The sequence below is a fragment of the Micromonospora sp. NPDC005686 genome (genome assembly GCF_042871665.1).
Classification (GTDB): domain Bacteria; phylum Actinomycetota; class Actinomycetes; order Mycobacteriales; family Micromonosporaceae; genus Micromonospora.
In genome coordinates this window covers 113,762-130,473 of sequence record NZ_JBIAIY010000008.1, presented here as the reverse complement: position 1 = coordinate 130,473, position 16,712 = coordinate 113,762, and the positions used below count along the sequence as shown (strand labels likewise).

The following is a 16,712-nucleotide window of genomic DNA, read 5'->3' as shown; positions in this document are numbered from 1 at the left end:
GCCTCAGCGGCCCCGGCCGTACATCAGCTTGGCGATCTTGACGATGCGGGCGATGTCGGCCGGGGTGCGCTCGAACGTCATCGCCGGCAGCAGCGACCGGGCCCGGCGGCGGGTGACCGACTTGGGCTGGCCGAACTCGCGCAGCCCCTCCTCGCCGTGGATGCGGCCGATGCCGGACTCGCCGGTGCCGCCGAACGGCAGCGTCGACATGCCGGCGAAGGTCAGCGCCGAGTTGACCGAGGCCATCCCGGAGCGCAGCCGCCGCGCCACCGCCACCGCCCGCTTCCGGCCGAAGACCGAACCCCCGAGCCCGTACGGCAGCGCGTTGGCCCGCTCGACCGCCTCGTCCACGTCGCGGACGCGGTTGACCACGAGCGTCGGGCCGAACGTCTCCTCCCGTACGGCGGCCGAGTCCTCCGGCACGTCGACGAGCACCGTCGGGTGCACGTACGGCGGCTGGACCGCCTCCGGACCGCCGAGCACCGCCCGGCCGCCCCGGCTGAGCGCGTCGTCGATGTGCCGCCGGATGATGTCGATCTGCGACGGCATGGTGATCGGGCCGAGGTCGCTCCCGTCGGCGCCCACGGTGAGCCGCCCGGCCTTCGCCACCACCTTCTCCACGAAGGCGTCGAAGACCTGGTCGACCGCGTAGACCCGTTCGATGCCGATGCAGGTCTGGCCGGCGTTCGTCATCCCGCCCCACACGCACGCCTCCGCCGCGGCGTCCAGGTCGGCGTCGCTGTCCACGATCATCGCGTCCTTGCCGCCGGCCTCCAGCAGCACCGGCGTGAGCGTCTCCGCGCAGGCGGCCATCACCCGCTTCGCGGTGGCGGTCGAGCCGGTGAAGGCGACCTTGCCGACCCCGGAGCGGCACAGCGCCGCGCCGACCGCGCCGAAGCCGTGCACCACCTGGAACACCGGCTGCTCCGGCACCACCTCGGCGAACCTGTCGACCAGCCACTGACCGGCCGCAGGGGTGTACTCGCTCGGCTTGAACACCACGGCGTTGCCGGCCGCGAGCGCGTACGCGGCGGAGCCGATCGGGGTGAAGACCGGGTAGTTCCACGGGCCGATCACACCGATCACGCCGAACGGCTGGTATTCCAGGTGACCGGTGAACTCGGCGAGGACCAGGCGGGAGCGGACCCGGCGCGGCCCGAGCACCCGCTGGGCGTTGCGGGCCGCCCAGTCGATGTGCTCCAGCGCGGTGAGGATCTCCACCACGGCGTCACCGACCGGCTTGCCGCCCTCGGTGTGCATCAGGTCGGCCAGTTCCTCGATCCGCCGGGCGAGCACGCCGCGCCAGCGCTGGAGGCGGTCGCGCCGCCCGGCGAAGCCGAGCGCGGCCCACCAGTCGCCGGCCGCCCGGGCACGGTCGACGGCGGCGCGCACGTCCGCCTCGGTGGCCAGCGGGAAACTGCCTGCCTCGGCGCCGGTGGCCGGGTTGGTCGACACCAGCCGGCCCTCGGAGATGAGCGGGGCGCCCGGCACATGCACAGCGGTCATGGCCGAAGTCTAGACCTGAGAATTACTCGCCGGTAGGTGCGGAACGCGCCGTACGCTGCGCGGACGATCAGTCGGCGCATCGACGGAGGTGCCGTCCGAAACGGCGAACGGGAGATGACCGCCCGGGGTCGCGGGGGTAACCGCGCGGTGGTGTGAGCCACTACGGTGAGGTGGCAGGCTGACGCCACGGGGCGATGTGGGGTGGAGGACTGTCCATGGAGGAGCATCCTGAGCTGATGCCGTTGCTGACGGTGTCCGGCGGGGCGATGCGCGGGCTCACGTTCCGGGTCGGCCAGGACGCGCAGGTGATCGGGCGGGCGCCGACCGCCGACATCGTGCTCGCCGACCCGCATCTGAGCCGGCGGCACGCGAGCGTCCGGGCCACCCCGGAGGGCGTGCTGCTCACCGACCTCGGCTCGACGAACGGCACCTGGCTCAACGACACCCGGGTCACCGGCAGCGTGGCGATCTCCGACGGTGACGTGGTCCGGCTGGGCCGCACCGACCTGCGCCTCTACGACCCGGGTGTGGCCCGGACCGACCCGGTCGGGATGAGCTTCGGCGCGATGCGCCGCGACCAGCGTCCCACCCTGCCGTTGCCCGTCCCCGGGCCGCGCCAGCCGATCGAGGCGCGCGAGGCGCAGCCGGCCGACGTCGGCTGACGCCGACGGCCGAGCGCCGGGGAGCCGGCGCCCACCTTCGGTAGGCCCGCTGTGTCGGCAGGCCACATGGACCGGGCCGGCCGTCCGTGCCAGCATGCGCGGATGCGCAGCGCACGGCTCACCGTCCAGGCCAACGGCATCACCCAGGCGGTCCGCGTGGCCGGCCCACCGGACGGCGTGCCGGTGCTGCTGGTGCACGGCAACGTCTCCTCCTCCGCCTTCTGGGAACCGCTGCTGGCCCGGCTGCCGGAGACGCTGCGGGCGGTCGCCCCCGACCTGCGCGGCTACGGCGAGACCGACACCGCGCCGGTCGACGCCACCCGAGGGCTCGACGACTTCGCCGACGACGTGGCCGCGCTGCTGGACGCCCCGGAGCTGTTCCGGCCCGGCGCCCGGCCGGTGGTGGCCGGGCACTCGCTGGGCGGCGGCGTGACGATGCGGCTGCTCGTCGACCGCCCCGAACGGATCGCCGGGCTGTTGCTGGAGGCGCCGGTGTCCCCGTACGGCTTCGGCGGCACCCGGGACCTCGACGGCACCCCCGCCACGCCCGACTTCGCCGGCACCGGCGCCGGAGGCGCGAACCCGGACTTCGTGGCCCGGCTCGCCGCCGGTGACCGGAGCGCGGACGGCCCGACCAGCCCGCGCGCGGTGCTGCGCGCCGCGTACGTGGCCGACCCGGCCTCGCTCGGCGACGACGAGGACCTGCTGGTGGAGAGCATGCTGACCACCGCCACCGGGGACGACAACTACCCCGGCACGGCTGTCGCCTCGCCGCACTGGCCGGGGACCGCCGCCGGGCCGCGCGGCGTGCTCAACGCGCTCGCCCCGGCCCACTTCCGGCTCGCCGACGAGCTGGCCGCCGCGCCGGTCAAGCCGCCGGTGACCTGGGTACGCGGCGACGCCGACGTGATCGTCTCGGACACCTCGCTGTTCGACCTGGCGTACCTCGGTCAGCTCGGCATGGTGCCCGGCTGGCCGGGCGAGCGGGAGTGCCCGCCGCAGCCGATGGTGGGGCAGACCCGCGCGGTGCTGGACCGGTACGCGGCGGCCGGCGGGACGTACCGGGAGGTGGTGCTGCCGGGCTGCGGGCACAGCCCGCACCTGGAACGGCCGGCGGAGTTCGTCGCCGAGCTGCTGGCGCTGGCCGGGGAGAACGCCACCGGGTGAGGCGCGGTGCGTGAAATATCCCACCGCGTCTCGACAACACAGCGTCACGTGGCAGACTCCGGCGCATAACCTTAGCGGCCGTTCATGTCGCGGACGGCGGAGTCGAGCCAGGGGAGGCCGGTCGTGGCGCGGGAGTTCACCAGGGTGGGCGTGGTGGGTCTGGGCACCATGGGTGCCGGCATCGTGGAGGTGTTCGCCCGCAACGGCATCGACGTGACAGCCGTCGAGATCTCCGAGGGGGCGCTGGAGCGCGGCCGGGCCACGCTCACCGCCTCCACCGACCGGGCGGTGGCCAAGGGCAAGCTCGCCGAGGCCGAGCGGGACGCGCTGCTGGCGCGGGTCGACTTCCGGGTCGGGCTGGACGCGCTGCACGACGTGGACCTGGTGATCGAGGCGGTGCCCGAGCACCTCGACCTCAAGCAGCGGATCTTCGCCGAGCTGGACCGGGTCTGCAAGCCCGAGGCGATCCTGGCCACGAACACGTCCTCGCTGAGCGTCACCGAGATCTCCGTCGCCACCACCCGGCCCAACCAGGTCATCGGCATCCACTTCTTCAACCCGGCACCGGTGATGAAGCTGGTCGAGGTGGTCCGTACGGTCGTCACCTCGGCCGACGTGGTCGCCGACGTGGAGGCGCTCTGCGAGCGGCTCGGCAAGGTCGACGTGACGATCAGCGACCGGGCCGGCTTCATCGCCAACGCGCTGCTGTTCGGCTACCTGAACCACGCGGTCGGCATGTTCGAGGCCCGCTACGCCACCCGCGAGGACATCGACGCCGCCATGAAGCTCGGCTGCGGCCTGCCGATGGGCCCGCTGGCGCTGATGGACCTGATCGGCCTGGACACCGCGTACGAGATCCTCGACACCATGTACCGGCGCGGCGGCCGGGACCGCCGGCACGCCCCGGCCCCGCTGCTCAAGCAGATGGTCACCGCCGGGCTGCTGGGCCGCAAGTCCGGTCGCGGCTTCTACACCTACGAGCGGCCGGGCTCGCCGAAGGTCGTACCCGACGAGTTCACGCCGCTCGCCGCGGAGGCCGCGATCGCCGACGGCGCCCGCGCCACCGCGAAGGTCGGCGTGGTCGGTTCCGGCACCATGGCCACCGGCATCATCGAGGTGTTCGCGAAGGCCGGGTACGAGGTCATCTCGGTGACCCGGGGCGCGGAGAAGTCCGCCAAGGTCTGCGAGGCGGTCAAGACCTCGCTGAACAAGGGCGTGGTGCGGGGCAAGCTCAGCGAGACCGACCGGGACGACGCGCTCGGCCGGATCACCTGGTCCGCGACGCTGGAGCACCTGGCCGACGTCGACCTGGTGGTCGAGGCAGTGATCGAGGAGCTGAGCGTCAAGAAGGCGCTGTTCGCCAGCCTGGACGAGATCTGCAAGCCCGGCGTCGTGCTCGCCACCACCACCTCGTCGCTGCCGGTGATCGACGTGGCGATGGCGACCCAGCGCCCGGCCGACGTGATCGGCCTGCACTTCTTCAACCCGGCGCCGATCATGCCGCTGGTGGAGATCGTGCAGACCATCCGCACCTCCGCCGAGACGTCGGCCACCGCCCGCGCGGTCTGCGCGAAGCTCGGCAAGACCGGCGTGGTCTGCGGCGACCGGTCCGGCTTCATCGTCAACGCGCTGCTGTTCCCGTACCTGAACGACGCGGTGAGGATGCTGGAGGCCAGCTACTCGACCGCCGACGACATCGACTACGCGATGAAGCTCGGCTGCGGCTACCCGATGGGCCCGTTCGAGCTGCTCGACGTGGTCGGCCTGGACGTCTCGCTGGCCATTCAGCAGGAGCTGTACCTGGAGCTGCGCGAGCCCGGCTTCGCCCCGGCGCCGCTGCTGGAGCACCTGGTCACGGCCGGCTACCTGGGCCGCAAGAGCGGGCGCGGGTTCCGCGACCACACCCGGCGCTGACCGCTGTCAACAGCCGGGCCCGGTGACGGCGTCTTCGAGGTGTGACATTCGAGGAGTACGTCGGCAGCCGCGGCCCGGCTCTGTTGCGTCTGGCCCGGTTGCTGACCGGCGACGCGCACCGCGCCGAGGACCTGACGCAGGACGTGCTGGCGCGGGCGTACGTGCACTGGCGGAAGATCGCCCGCGCCGACCGGCCCGACGTGTACGTGCGGCGGATGCTCGTCAACGCGAACACGTCCTGGTGGCGGCGGCGGTCCAGCCGCGAGCTGGCGGTGGACACGTTCGCCGACCGGCCCGAGCGCGGCGACCTGAGCGGCGAGGCGGCCGACCGGGACGAGATGTGGGGGCTGATCCTCGCCCTCCCGGACCGTCAGCGCGCCGTGCTGGTGCTGCGTTACTACGAGGACCTGGACGACGCCACCATCGCCCAGATCCTCGACTGCTCCCCGGTCACCGTCCGCACCCACGCGATGCGGGCGCTCGCCCACCTCCGGGAGCGCTGCGGCGTCCCGATGACGAAGGGGAGCCGGCCGTGACCGACCTCGACCAGCGGATCGCCTCGGTGCTGCGGGAGCACGCCGAGGGCGAAGTGGACCTCGACCGGCTGACCGCCGGGGCGGTGACGGGTGGCCGCCGTCGGCTACACCGTCGCCGGGCCGTGTTCGGTGGTGGTCTCGCCCTGGTCGCGCTGCTCGGCGGCCTCGCCGTCGTTCCGGGCCTGCCCGGCGTGGACCGGCCGCTCACCGGCCCGGCAGCCCCGGCCGCCCCGGCCGCCGGGGCGGTGCCACCGCTGATGCGGGCCGAGCCGGGAGCGGCGGGCGCGCCGGAGGCCGTCGGCACCGACGCCGGGGTGCTGCACTTCGGCGTCGACCCCACCCGGGCCCGCTACCTGCGTTGGGAGACGTGGCGGAGCGTGGAGAGCATCCGGCTGGACGTCGGCGGCGGGCGGATCGTCACGGTCGAGCTGGCGCGCTCGGCCGAATCGCTACGGCAGTACGCCGCCGATGGGGTGCCCTTCGAGGTCAGCGCGTTCGCCGAGGAGGCGGCGTTCGACGGCCGGACCAGCGGCCTGACCGTCGACGGGCTGCCGATCCGGGTCCGGCAGTGGAAGCCGGTGCCCGGCCTGTACGCGCGGGCGAGCGCGTCGGACCAGCCGGACACGGCGTTGACCGCCGCTGTGGAGGCGTTGCGGCTGACCGAGGCGCGCCGGTGTGGCGCCCCCGTCCGCCCCACGAGCCTGCCGGACGGCGCCCGCGTCGTGGGCTGCCGGGTCGACGCGAGCGGTTTCCCGCGGCTGGTGACCGCCCGGTTCGTCATCACCGGCCCCGTCGACCAGCAGATGGCCGTCTCCTACCGGTACGCGGCCGAGGTGTCGACCTCGACCGCGGGCGCCAACATGGAGATCAACGGGCGGCCCGCCCGCCTCTATCCGGAACAGGGCCGGATCGAGCTGCTGGGTCTGCCGAAGTCGCAGCTGCTCGCCGATTACGGCTGGCCCGAGCAGGGGTTCGACGAGCGCGACGCGGCGCTCGTGCTCGGTGGCGTACAGGTGGCGCCGGACCCGACCCGCCCGGAGACCTGGGACTGAGCGGTCGTCCGCCGGCCGGCTGCCCGACGCGGGCCGGCCCGGTCGGCGGACCGTACGCTTGGTGACCGTGAGCCCTCGTCGCAACCGCCCCCGCCGGGACGACATCGCCGCCGTGGACACCGAGCGTGCCCGCCACGGCGTGCCGACCGTGCAGCAGTGGCGCGACGGCGACTGGCAGGTACGCGGGATCAGCGGCGGCGCATCAGTCAAGACGTACCGTTGTCCCGGCTGTGAGCAGGAGATCCGCCCCGGCGTGGCGCACCTGGTGGCCTGGCCGGCCGACGACCGGGGCGACCTGACCGACCGCCGGCACTGGCACTCCGGCTGCTGGCGGGCCCGGGACCGGCGTGGGCCGAACCTCCAGCGCGGCCGGGGCGCTCCGCGCTACGGCTGAGCGATCTGGATCACCAGGTTCCCGTCCCGGTGGGCGGCGGGGCCGCCGACGCGGGAGACTGGCAGGCGTGAGCACTCCGATTCGCGCGTCGTCGATCCTGCCCGGCCGCCGGGAGGACATCGAGCTGCACACCGCCGATGGGCTGACGCTCGTCGGCGAGCTGGCCCGGCCACTGGACCGCGAACCGGCCGCCACGCTGGTCTGCCTGCATCCGCTGCCCACCCACGGCGGGATGATGGACAGCCACGTGTTCCGCAAGGCGGCCTGGCGGCTGCCCGCGCTGGCCGGCCTGGCCGTGCTCCGGTTCAACACCCGGGGCACCACCAGCGTCCGCGGCACCAGCGAGGGCGCGTTCGACGGCGCGGTCGGTGAGAAGTTCGACGTGGCCGCCGCGATCGAGTACGCCGAGTTCCACGAGCTGCCGAACATCTGGCTGGTCGGGTGGTCGTTCGGCACCGACCTGGCGCTGAAGTACGGCTGTGACCCGGCGGTGGCGGGCGCGATCCTGCTCTCCCCGCCGCTGCGCTTCTCCGCGCCGGAGGACCTGGCGGTCTGGACCGAGTCCGGCAAGCCGCTGACCGCCCTGGTCCCCGAGTTCGACGACTACCTGCGCCCGGAGGAGGCCCGGCAGCGTTTCGCCGCCGTGCCGCAGGCCGAGGTGGTGGGCGTGGACGGCGCCAAGCACCTCTGGGTCGGCGACGCGGAGAAGGTGCTGGACGAGATCGTCCGGCGCGTCGCCCCCGGCGTGCCGCTGCCGCTGCCGACCACCTGGGACGGCCCGATGGAGACCGGTGACGTCAGCGCGTACGCCGACCGTACGGTCGCCGCGTTCGCCGACACCCCGGTGCCCGGTCCGGCTCAGCGACGCGCCGAGTAACGGGTCAGCGCGCGTCCTGGCGGGGCAGCACCACCTCGCGCAGGATCAACTGCAACGCGGCGACGGTGGGGATCGCGATGAGCGCGCCCACCACGCCCAGCAGCGCCGCCCCGAGCAGCGCGGCGAGCAACGCGGCCACCTCGTTCACCGACACCGCCCGGCGCATGATCTTCGGATAGATCAGGTAGTTCTCGACCTGCTGGTAGAGCACGAAGAACACCAGGCAGGCGATGCCCACCGGCAGGTCCGTGGCGAGCCCGACGAGCGTCACCACCACCGCGCCCAGCGTCGCGCCGATCTGCGGGATCAGGTCGGTCACCGCGACCACCACAGCCAGCGCGAACGGGTACGGCAGGCCGACCACCAACGCGAACACGTACGTGGTCAGCCCGGCCAGCACCGCGATGGCGAGCGCGCCGACCATGTACGCGCCGACCCGGGTCAGGATCTCGTCGCCGATCAGCCGGACCCGCTCCCGGCGCGAGCGCGGCGCCAGCGCGTACCCGAGTTCGCGCAGCTTGTCGAAGTACGCCAGGAAGTAGATCGTCAGCACCAGCACGGTGAGCAGGCGGAAGATCGTCCCGAAGACCAGTTGTGCCCCGCCGAGCACACCGCCGAGCGCCCGCCCGATCGTGTCCGCGTTCGCCGCCGCCTGGACCCGCTCCATCACGTCGTACCGGATCACCAGGTCGTTGACTGTGGGGTTGCGGCGCAGCTCCTCGACATAGCCGGGTAGCTGCTGGACGAACTGGCCGGACTGGGTCACCACCGGCGGCACCAGCGCGAGCAGGCCGGCGACGATCAGCAACAGCAGGGTGAGCGTCACCACCGCCACCGCCAGGCCGCGCGGCAGACCCCACTTGCGCAGCCGGACCACCGCCGGGTGCAGGCCGACCGCGAGGAACAGCGCGATCACCACGAGCACCAGGATGCCGGCGGCATTGCGTATGCCCAGGAACAGCGCGTACGCCAGCAGCACGCCGAGCGCGCCGGTGAAGCCGATCAGGAAGGCGCTGCGCCGCAGCGGCCGCCCCGGCACACCGAAGCGCCCGCTCGGCTCGAACTCACCCGGCTCGACGTCGGCGGGTCGCTCGCTGCTCGTGTCGATGCCGGTTCGCGGGTTTCTCGCGGTGCCCGTGGTGTCGCTCGCGGCGGTGCGCGTGGTCTCGCCCGCGGACTCCACCGGGCCGGCGGTGTGCACGTCCGGGGTCTTGTCCTCGTGGGCGGCGGAGCCCTCCTGCGACACCCGTGCCTCCCGGCTCTCCCCACTGCCCGGCGGGCCCCGCCGGTGACGTCCCCGGCCGACGCGCGACCCTCTGCCCGCAGGGTAGTCGCCGCCGCCCCGCCCCGGCCATCCCACCACCGCTGCCCGCAATGCTTGCCGGGTCGGCCGCCGGGCGGCTCGGGGAGGTGGTGCGGTCCGGGCGGGCCGGATGCCGCCGCTTCGGCCGAAGCGGCGGCATCCGAGGCGGTGTGGATCAGTCCTTGTCGACGGTGACGGCGCTGGGCTTGGCGCTGCGCTCGTCGGTGGTCGGCTTGGTGGGGCGTTTGCCGTTCTCGCCGGTGCTGGTGATCTTCGTCGGGGTGGCGCCCCGGCCACCCTCGCCCGGTACGGCGGCGACCGTCGGCTCCCCGTCGACGCCCGCGCCGGCGGGGGAGTCCATGGTGGTCACCGGCTCGCCGACCGGCTTGGCCCTGCCCGCCTCGGCCGGTTCGCCGTCGGCCCGGCCCTCGCCCTTGGCCGGCCCGGCGCCCTTGGGAGCAGCCTTCGTGGCCACCGGCGCACCGCCGCCGACCACGGTGCCGGCCCCAGCCGGGGTGCCGCTGCCCTCCGGCTCGCCGTCGCCGGTCGAGCGGCCGGCGGACGCGGTTGCAGCGAGCTCGTCCGGGTCGACCGGGGTGGCCGCGATCCCTGCCGCGTCGGCGTCGTGCCGCAGGCCTGTGAGCTGCCGTTGCAGGTCGTCGGACTCCTGCCGCGACCTCCAGGTCTCGGTACGCAGGTCGGCCAGCTCCTGCTGGGCCTTGGCGATCTCCAGCATCACCGAGGCGAGCTGCTGCCGCCCGGCGGCCACCTCCTGCTGGGTCGAGGCCAGGTGCTGCTGTGTGGTGGCGAGGTGCTGCTGGGTCGTGGCCGCGTACTCCTCGAACTGGCGGCGTGAGGCCGCGACGTGCTCGTCGGCCTTGCGGCGCTGCGCGGTGGCGTCCGCCTCGGCGCGGCGCAGCAGCTCGGCGGTCTCCAGCTCGGCCTGCTGCCGCATGCTCAGCGCGTCGGCCTCGGCGGCCTGCCGGACGTCGGCGGCGGTGCGCTCGACCTCCTCGCGCCGGGCGGTGTACGCCTGCTCCAGCTCCTCCTGCCGCTTCGCGTGCTCCTTGTCCAGCTCGTCGCGGCGCTTGGCGAACTCCTGCTCGGCGGCGGCCCGGCGCTGGGCCAGCTCCTTCTCCGCGCTGTCCCGCCGCTCGGTGACCTCCTTCTCCACCCCGGCCCGCCACGCGCCCAGTTCCTGCTGGGTCTGAGCGCGGGACTGCTGCACGTACGCCTCGGTCTCGGTGCGCATGCGCTGCACGTACGCTTCGACCTCGGCGCGGTTGCGCTTGCCAGCCTCGGTGGCCTCGGTGGTGAGCCGGCTGGCCTCGGCGCGGGCCCGGCCCCGGGTGGCCTTGGCGGCCTCCTCCGCGTCGTCCACGATCTTCTTGGCCTCGGCCAGCGCCTTGGCGTGCGTGGCCCGGCCGGCCCCGGCGGCGGCGTCGGTGAGCCGCTTGGCCTCCTGCTGGCCCTTGGCGTGCACCTCCTTGGCCGCCTCGCGGAGCTGGTTCGCCTCCTGCTGGGCCTTGGCCAGCACCTCCTTGGCCGCCTCGCGCAGCCGGGCGGCCTCCTGCTGGGCCCGGGAGTGGATCTCCTTGGCGGTGTCGCGGAGCTGGGTGGCCTCCTGCTGGGCCTTCGCCAGCGCGTCCTGGGCGGTGCGGCGCAGCTTCTCGGCCTCGTCCTGGGCGGCCGTACGCAGCTTCACCGACTCGTCCTGCGCGGCCTTGCGCAGCGTCGCCGCCTCGTCCTTGGCGGTCTTGAGCGTGGCCTCGGCCTCGGCCTTTCGGGCAGCGGTGTGCCGCTCCTCCTCGGCGCGGCGGGCGGCCAGCGCGATCTCGAAGTCCTTGAGCGCCTGGGCGGCCTGCTCCCGCGCCTCCTCGACGATGTGCTCGGCGGCGGCGCGGCGGGCCTCGATCTCCTCGTTGGCGGCGCTCAGGATCTCGTCGGCCTGCTCCTCCGCCATCGTGAGGATCTGCTCGACGCGGGGGCCCAGGTGCCGGAACGAGGCCCGGTCCACCACCCCCACCTGCTTGCGTACCTGGGCCAGGTCGCGCTGGAGCACCTCGACCTGGCCGGCCAGCTTGTGGATCTGGGTGTACGCCTGTTCCCGCTCGGTGGTCAACGCCGCGATCTCGTGCTCCGCGCGAGCGACGTAGCGGTCGACCTGCCGTTTCTCGTACCCCCGAAGGGCGGACTCGAAGCTGGGCTCCGTCGTCACGTCCCCGCCGAGCGCGAACAGTTCCTCGCCGTGCGACATGCCCCCATCCTCACACGCAACCGGCTCTGCTGGGGCGATACGGACGCCCCTTCTGGGAGCTACTTCACCCTCCTGGCGAAACGGTCCGCACAAGCATGACGGCGCGGGGTGACACCGGTCACCCGGGTCACCCCGCGCCGTGGCTCATGCCCCCGACAGCGGGTGTTCGATCAGCCGGCCGACTCGGCTGTCACCTTCTGTCCGGAGGCGTCGGCGGCCTTCGGCGTCTCGGTCTTGCCGCCGGCCGGCACGCCCGGCACGATGCCGGCCAGGCCGGAGAGCATCTGCCCGAGCTGCGAGGTGACGGCGTCCTTCTGCCGGGTGAGGTCGTCGACCTCGCGGCGGGCCGCCTGCGTGGTCAGCTCGGCCTCGGTGCGGGCCTCGTTGAGCACCCGCTGCGCCTCGGCGCGCGCCTCGTTGAGCGTCTTGTCGGCGAGCGCCTTGGCCTTGTCCACGGTCTCGTTGGCGGTGCGCTCGGACTCGACACGCCGGGCCTCGGCCCGCTGCTCGATCTCCTTGGCCCGCTCCTGCGCGGCACGGGCCCGCTGCTCGGCCTCGCTCACCAGCTTCTGGGTCTGCGCGACCTGGGTGGCGTGCCGCTCCGACTCCTCGCGCTCGGCCTTCTCGCGCCGCTCGGCGAGCTGGAGCTCCAGGGCCTGGAGGTCCTTGTCGCGCTTGTCGCGCGCGTCGGTGAGCAGCTTGGTCGCCTCGGCCCGCTTCTCCTCGGCCTCGCGGCCGGCCTTGGCCCGCTGCTGGGTGATCTCGCGCTCGGCGGTGGCACGCAGCGTGGCGACCTCGCGCTCGACCGTCGACTTCAGCTCGGCCACCTCGTGCGCGGTGACCGTACGGAGCTGCTTGGTCTCCCGGTCGGCGTCGGCGCGCAGCGTGTCCGCCTCGCGGCGGGCCTGCACGCGGACCTCGGCGGCCTCCCGCTCGGCTGCGGTACGGACGCTGCCGGCCTCGCGCTCGGCGGTGGCCTTCATGGCGGCGGCCTCGGCGCGCGCCTTGTCGGTGATCTCACGCGCCTCGAGGCGGGCGGCGGAGAGAATGCCCTCCGACTCGCGCTTGGCCTCGTTGCGGTGGTCGTTGGCCTGCTCCTCGGCCAGCCGCAGGATCTGCTCGACGCGAGTGCCCAGGCCGGACAGGGTCGGCCGGCTGTTCTCCTCGAGCTGCTTGTTGGTCTCGGTGAGCTTCTGCTCCAGCGCGCTCTGGCGCTGCTCGGCCTGCCGCAGGCGGCGCTGCGCGTCGTTCATCCGCTGTTCGGCCTCGGCGCGGGCCTGCTCGGACTGGCTCAGGGCGGCGGCGAGGCGGCCGATGAAGTCGTCGACCTGGTTGGTGTTGTAGCCACGCAGGCCAACGGTGAAATCGGGCTGTGAGTTCGCGTTATCGAAGAACGCAAGAGGGGAGGACTGCTGCTGGGGCATTGGGACATACTCGCAGACCCCCCAGGGTGGTTCGCAAGAGCGGTCGGCACCTTTCGCGTCCTGTTTACATGGTCAACTCCCACGGCAGGTGAGACCGGACCAACTGGCGATCTTGCCAGCTCCCGGGCGGGTGGGGCGGGTCGGGCGTCCGCGGGGAAGACGGCGCGAAAAGGGCCGCGGGTGGGTACCCGCGGCCCTTTGTGCGTACGCCGGTCGAATGGCGCCCGGATCGGCCGGAAAGGCAATCCGGGGCGACCGTACGGTCAGTGACCGCGGAACCGGTTGATGGCGCTTTCGTGGCGCGAACGCATCTCGGTGTCGCGGACGCCGAGCCCGTCGGCGGGGGCGAGGCACCGGACGCCGACCTTGCCCTGGTGCGCGTTGCGGTGCACCTCGTACGCGGCCTGGCCGGTCTGCTCCAGCGCGTAGGTCTTGGACACGGTCGGGTGCACCTTGCCGAGCGCGACCAGCCGGTTGGCCTGCCACGCCTCGTGGTAGTTGGCGAAGTGGCTGCCGACGATGCGCTTGAGGTGCATCCACAGGTAGCGGTTGTCGTACTGGTGCATGTAGCCGCTGGTCGAGGCGCAGGTGACGATCGTGCCGCCCTTCTTGGCGACGTAGACGCTGGCGCCGAACGTCTCCCGGCCCGGGTGCTCGAAGACGATGTCCGGGTCCTCGCCGCCGGTCAGCTCGCGGATGCGCTCACCGAAGCGACGCCACTCGTCCTGGTCCTGGGTGTGCTCGTCCTTCCAGAACTTGAACCCTTCGGCGGTGCGGTCGATGACCAGCTCGGCGCCCATCTTGCGGCACAGCTCGGCCTTCTCCGGCGAGGAGACCACGCAGACCGGGATCGCGCCGCCGTTGAGGGCCATCTGGGTGGCGTAGCCGCCGAGGCCGCCGGAGGCGCCCCAGATCAGCACGACGTCGCCCTGCTTCATGTTCGCGCCGTGGTGCGAGACGAGCTGCCGGTACGCGGTGGAGTTGACCAGCCCCGGGCTGGCCGCCTCCTCCCAGCTCAGGTGGCGCGGCTTCGGCATCAGCTGGTTGGCCTTGACGATCGCCAGCTCGGCGAGGCCGCCGAAGTTGGTCTCGAAGCCCCAGATCCGCTGCTGCGGGTCGAGCATCGTGTCGTCGTGGCCGGCGGAGTCCTCCAGCTCGACCGACAGGCAGTGCGCGACCACCTCGTCGCCGGCCTTCCACTTGGTCACGCCCGGCCCGGTACGCAGCACCACGCCCGCGGCGTCCGAGCCGACGACGTGGTACGGCAGGTCGTGACGGCGGGTCAGCTCGGAGAGCCGGCCGTAGCGCTGGAGGAACTTGAAGGTGGGCAGCGGCTCGAAGATGCTCGTCCACACCGTGTTGTAGTTGATCGCGCTGGCCATCACCGCGACCAGCGCCTCGCCCGGGCCCAGCTCCGGGACCGGCACCTCCTGCACGTGCAGGGCCTTGCGCGGGTCCTTGTCGCGGGTGGCCATGCCCTCGAACATGCGGGTGTCCTCGGCGCGCACCACCACGCCCCGGTAGCTCTCCGGCACGGGCAGGCCGGCGAGGCCGGCGAGCTCCCGCTCCGGCTGCGACGAACCCTCCGCCGCCATGATCGCTTCGAGGATGTCCTGCACGGTGACCTCCCGTTAATCCGCACCCGCACAACGCGGGCAGGGGTGCTGCCATCGTCGGCGCCGGTGCGACGGGACCGCCATGTCGGCAATCGACACAGTCCGGCACCGGTCGCGCTCCTGTTCGGCGGACGTTACTGAACGGTAGCTAAAGCGGGAAGGTCTCTGTGAAAAACTGCATCCACCGATGCGTGGAGGTGTCCGTGGGAACGCGCAAGCGCGCACACCCGCGCGCGTTCGGATTCCGGGAGGGGGCCGCGGCCGGCCCCCTCCGCGCGTCAGGCGGGCTGGACCAGCTCGATCAGCACGCCGCCGGCGTCCTTCGGGTGCACGAAGTTGACCCGGGAGTTCGAGGTGCCGCGCCGGGGCGCGTCGTAGAGCAGCCGTACGCCGCGCTCGCGCAGCGCCGCGCACGCCACGTCGATGTCCGCCACCGTGTACGCGACCTGCTGGATGCCCGGCCCGCGCTTGTCCAGGAACTTGCCGATCGTGGTGTCCGGGGAGAGCGGGGCGAGCAGTTGCACCATGCCGCCGGAGGCGTCCGGCCCGACCGCGAGCATCGCCTCGCGTACGCCCTGCTCGTCGTTGGTCTCGGTGTGCACGCAGCGCATCCCGAACGTGCGCTGGTAGAAGTCGATCGCGGCGTCCAGGTCGGCCACGGCGACCCCGACGTGGTCGATGCGGCGCAGGCCGATGTCTGTGACAAACTCGGCAGCGGGCTCGACGGGGGAGTTCTCAGCCATGACGCTAGTCTGACCGAACAATCGTTAAGGCGTACAGGTCGGCACCCCCTCGGAGGCAGGCAATGGCTTCGGTGATCGTCAGCGGCGCGCGGACCCCCATGGGGCGCCTGCTGGGCAACCTCAAGGACCTCCCCGCGACCAAGCTCGGTGGCATCGCGATCAAGGCGGCCCTGGAGCGCGCCGGCGTCGCGCCCGAGCAGGTCCAGTACGTGATCATGGGCCAGGTGCTCCAGGCCGGCGCCGGGCAGATCCCGGCCCGGCAGGCGGCCGTCGAGGCCGGCATCCCGATGTCCACCCCGGCGCTGACCATCAACAAGGTCTGCCTCTCCGGGCTGGACGCGATCGCGCTCGCCGACCAGCTCATCCGGGCCGGTGAGTTCGACGTCGTGGTGGCCGGTGGCATGGAGTCCATGACGAACGCCCCGCACCTGCTGCTCGGGCAGCGCTCCGGCTACAAGTACGGCGACGTGACGGTCAAGGACCACATGGCCCTCGACGGCCTCACCGACGCCTGGGACTGCTGCTCGATGGGCGAGTCCACCGAGCGCCACGGCGCGAAGCACGGCATCACCCGCGAGGAGCAGGACGCGTTCTCCGCGGCCAGCCACCAGCGTGCCGCCGCCGCGCAGAAGAACGGCCACTTCGGCGACGAGATCACCCCGGTGGTCATCCCGCAGCGCAAGGGCGACCCGCTGGTGATCAGCGAGGACGAGGGCATCCGCCCGGACACCACCGCCGAGTCGCTGGGCCGGCTGCGACCCGCCTTCACCAAGGACGGCACCATCACCGCCGGCAGCGCCTCGCCGATCTCCGACGGCGCCGCCGCCGTGGTCGTGATGAGCAAGGCCAAGGCCAAGGAGCTGGGTCTGACCTGGCTGGCCGAGATCGGCGCGCACGGCAACGTGGCCGGCCCGGACAACTCCCTGCACTCGCAGCCGTCCAACGCGATCAACCACGCCCTGAAGAAGGGCGGCCTGAGCATCGAGGACCTCGACCTCATCGAGATCAACGAGGCGTTCGCTGCGGTGGGCATCCAGTCCACCCGTGACCTCGGCATCAGCCCCGACAAGGTCAACGTCAACGGCGGCGCGATCGCGCTCGGCCACCCGATCGGCATGTCCGGCGCCCGCCTCGTACTCACGCTCGCGATGGAGCTGAAGCGGCGCGGCGGCGGCACCGGCGCGGCGGCGCTCTGCGGCGGTGGCGGGCAGGGCGACGCGCTGATCATCCACGTGCCGAACGGCGCCGAGAGCTGATTGCT

Annotated in this window: 14 protein-coding genes; 8 read left to right on the top strand and 6 right to left on the bottom strand. The window is 73.0% G+C overall.

Translation table 11 applies throughout. The annotated features are described in order from the left end of the window. Positions 1 to 3 precede the first annotated feature (3 nt). Positions 4 to 1,506, bottom strand: a complete 1,503-nt coding sequence (locus ACFYON_RS19545; protein WP_355094105.1) for an aldehyde dehydrogenase family protein — start codon at positions 1,504 to 1,506, stop codon at positions 4 to 6. 215 nt (positions 1,507 to 1,721) lie between these two features. Here ACFYON_RS19545 and ACFYON_RS19540 point away from each other — a divergent pair, with 215 nt between their 5' ends. The 7 genes from ACFYON_RS19540 (at position 1,722) to ACFYON_RS19510 (ending at position 8,108) form a co-directional block, all read left to right on the top strand. Continuing rightward, complete coding sequence (locus ACFYON_RS19540) at positions 1,722 to 2,168, top strand: FHA domain-containing protein (RefSeq protein ID WP_354871204.1); 447 nt, start codon at positions 1,722 to 1,724, stop codon at positions 2,166 to 2,168. Positions 2,169 to 2,270: 102 nt separating this feature from the next. Next, positions 2,271 to 3,335, top strand: coding sequence for an alpha/beta fold hydrolase (locus ACFYON_RS19535; RefSeq protein WP_387189164.1), 1,065 nt, complete (start codon positions 2,271 to 2,273; stop codon positions 3,333 to 3,335). A gap of 123 nt (positions 3,336 to 3,458) precedes the next feature. Continuing rightward, positions 3,459 to 5,249: a 3-hydroxybutyryl-CoA dehydrogenase gene (locus tag ACFYON_RS19530; RefSeq protein ID WP_355094108.1), complete on the top strand. Its 1,791-nt coding sequence runs from the start codon at positions 3,459 to 3,461 to the stop codon at positions 5,247 to 5,249. Positions 5,250 to 5,290: 41 nt separating this feature from the next. After that, entirely contained in the window at positions 5,291 to 5,785 is a 495-nt protein-coding gene (locus ACFYON_RS19525; protein WP_355094110.1) for a SigE family RNA polymerase sigma factor, read from the top strand. After that, a complete protein-coding gene (locus tag ACFYON_RS19520; RefSeq protein WP_355094112.1) occupies positions 5,782 to 6,837 on the top strand; it encodes a hypothetical protein in 1,056 nt (351 codons plus the stop codon). Before ACFYON_RS19525 ends, ACFYON_RS19520 begins: the two co-directional genes overlap by 4 nt. 67 nt (positions 6,838 to 6,904) lie before the next feature. Next, entirely contained in the window at positions 6,905 to 7,231 is a 327-nt protein-coding gene (locus tag ACFYON_RS19515) for a hypothetical protein (RefSeq protein WP_354871192.1), read from the top strand. A 67-nt stretch (positions 7,232 to 7,298) separates the two neighbouring features. Next, positions 7,299 to 8,108, top strand: coding sequence for an alpha/beta hydrolase (locus ACFYON_RS19510; protein ID WP_354871190.1), 810 nt, complete (start codon positions 7,299 to 7,301; stop codon positions 8,106 to 8,108). A 4-nt stretch (positions 8,109 to 8,112) separates the two neighbouring features. Here the strand turns inward: ACFYON_RS19510 and ACFYON_RS19505 are convergent, their stop codons facing one another. From ACFYON_RS19505 to mce, 5 genes are all read right to left on the bottom strand, one after another. Continuing rightward, positions 8,113 to 9,216 (bottom strand): AI-2E family transporter, encoded by a 1,104-nt coding sequence (locus tag ACFYON_RS19505; protein WP_354871291.1) that lies wholly within the window; start codon positions 9,214 to 9,216, stop codon positions 8,113 to 8,115. Between the two features lie 370 nt (positions 9,217 to 9,586). After that, a complete protein-coding gene (locus ACFYON_RS19500; RefSeq protein ID WP_354871187.1) occupies positions 9,587 to 11,668 on the bottom strand; it encodes a hypothetical protein in 2,082 nt (693 codons plus the stop codon). A 170-nt stretch (positions 11,669 to 11,838) separates the two neighbouring features. Further along, positions 11,839 to 13,092 (bottom strand): DivIVA domain-containing protein, encoded by a 1,254-nt coding sequence (locus ACFYON_RS19495; protein WP_354871185.1) that lies wholly within the window; start codon positions 13,090 to 13,092, stop codon positions 11,839 to 11,841. Positions 13,093 to 13,355: 263 nt separating this feature from the next. Next, positions 13,356 to 14,711 carry a crotonyl-CoA carboxylase/reductase gene (ccrA, locus tag ACFYON_RS19490; protein WP_354871182.1) on the bottom strand — a complete coding sequence of 452 codons (1,356 nt, stop codon included), beginning with the start codon at positions 14,709 to 14,711 and terminating at the stop codon, positions 13,356 to 13,358. Positions 14,712 to 14,986: 275 nt separating this feature from the next. After that, positions 14,987 to 15,451, bottom strand: a complete 465-nt coding sequence (gene mce / locus ACFYON_RS19485; protein WP_354871180.1) for a methylmalonyl-CoA epimerase — start codon at positions 15,449 to 15,451, stop codon at positions 14,987 to 14,989. 62 nt (positions 15,452 to 15,513) lie between these two features. On the opposite strand from mce, the gene ACFYON_RS19480 reads away from it, so the two are divergent. After that, entirely contained in the window at positions 15,514 to 16,707 is a 1,194-nt protein-coding gene (locus ACFYON_RS19480; protein ID WP_354871178.1) for an acetyl-CoA C-acetyltransferase, read from the top strand. The last annotated feature ends 5 nt before the right edge of the window (positions 16,708 to 16,712 follow it).

Bases quoted from the DNA above. Each gene is read 5' to 3' on its own strand.
- ACFYON_RS19500 (WP_354871187.1), bottom strand. From the start codon at position 11,668: ATGTCGCACGGCGAGGAACTGTTCGCGCTCGGCGGGGACGTGACGACG.
- ACFYON_RS19545 (WP_355094105.1), bottom strand. From the start codon at position 1,506: ATGACCGCTGTGCATGTGCCGGGCGCCCCGCTCATCTCCGAGGGCCGG.
- ACFYON_RS19535 (WP_387189164.1), top strand. From the start codon at position 2,271: ATGCGCAGCGCACGGCTCACCGTCCAGGCCAACGGCATCACCCAGGCG.
- ACFYON_RS19480 (WP_354871178.1), top strand. From the start codon at position 15,514: ATGGCTTCGGTGATCGTCAGCGGCGCGCGGACCCCCATGGGGCGCCTG.
- ACFYON_RS19495 (WP_354871185.1), bottom strand. From the start codon at position 13,092: ATGCCCCAGCAGCAGTCCTCCCCTCTTGCGTTCTTCGATAACGCGAAC.
- ACFYON_RS19540 (WP_354871204.1), top strand. From the start codon at position 1,722: ATGGAGGAGCATCCTGAGCTGATGCCGTTGCTGACGGTGTCCGGCGGG.
- mce (WP_354871180.1), bottom strand. From the start codon at position 15,451: ATGGCTGAGAACTCCCCCGTCGAGCCCGCTGCCGAGTTTGTCACAGAC.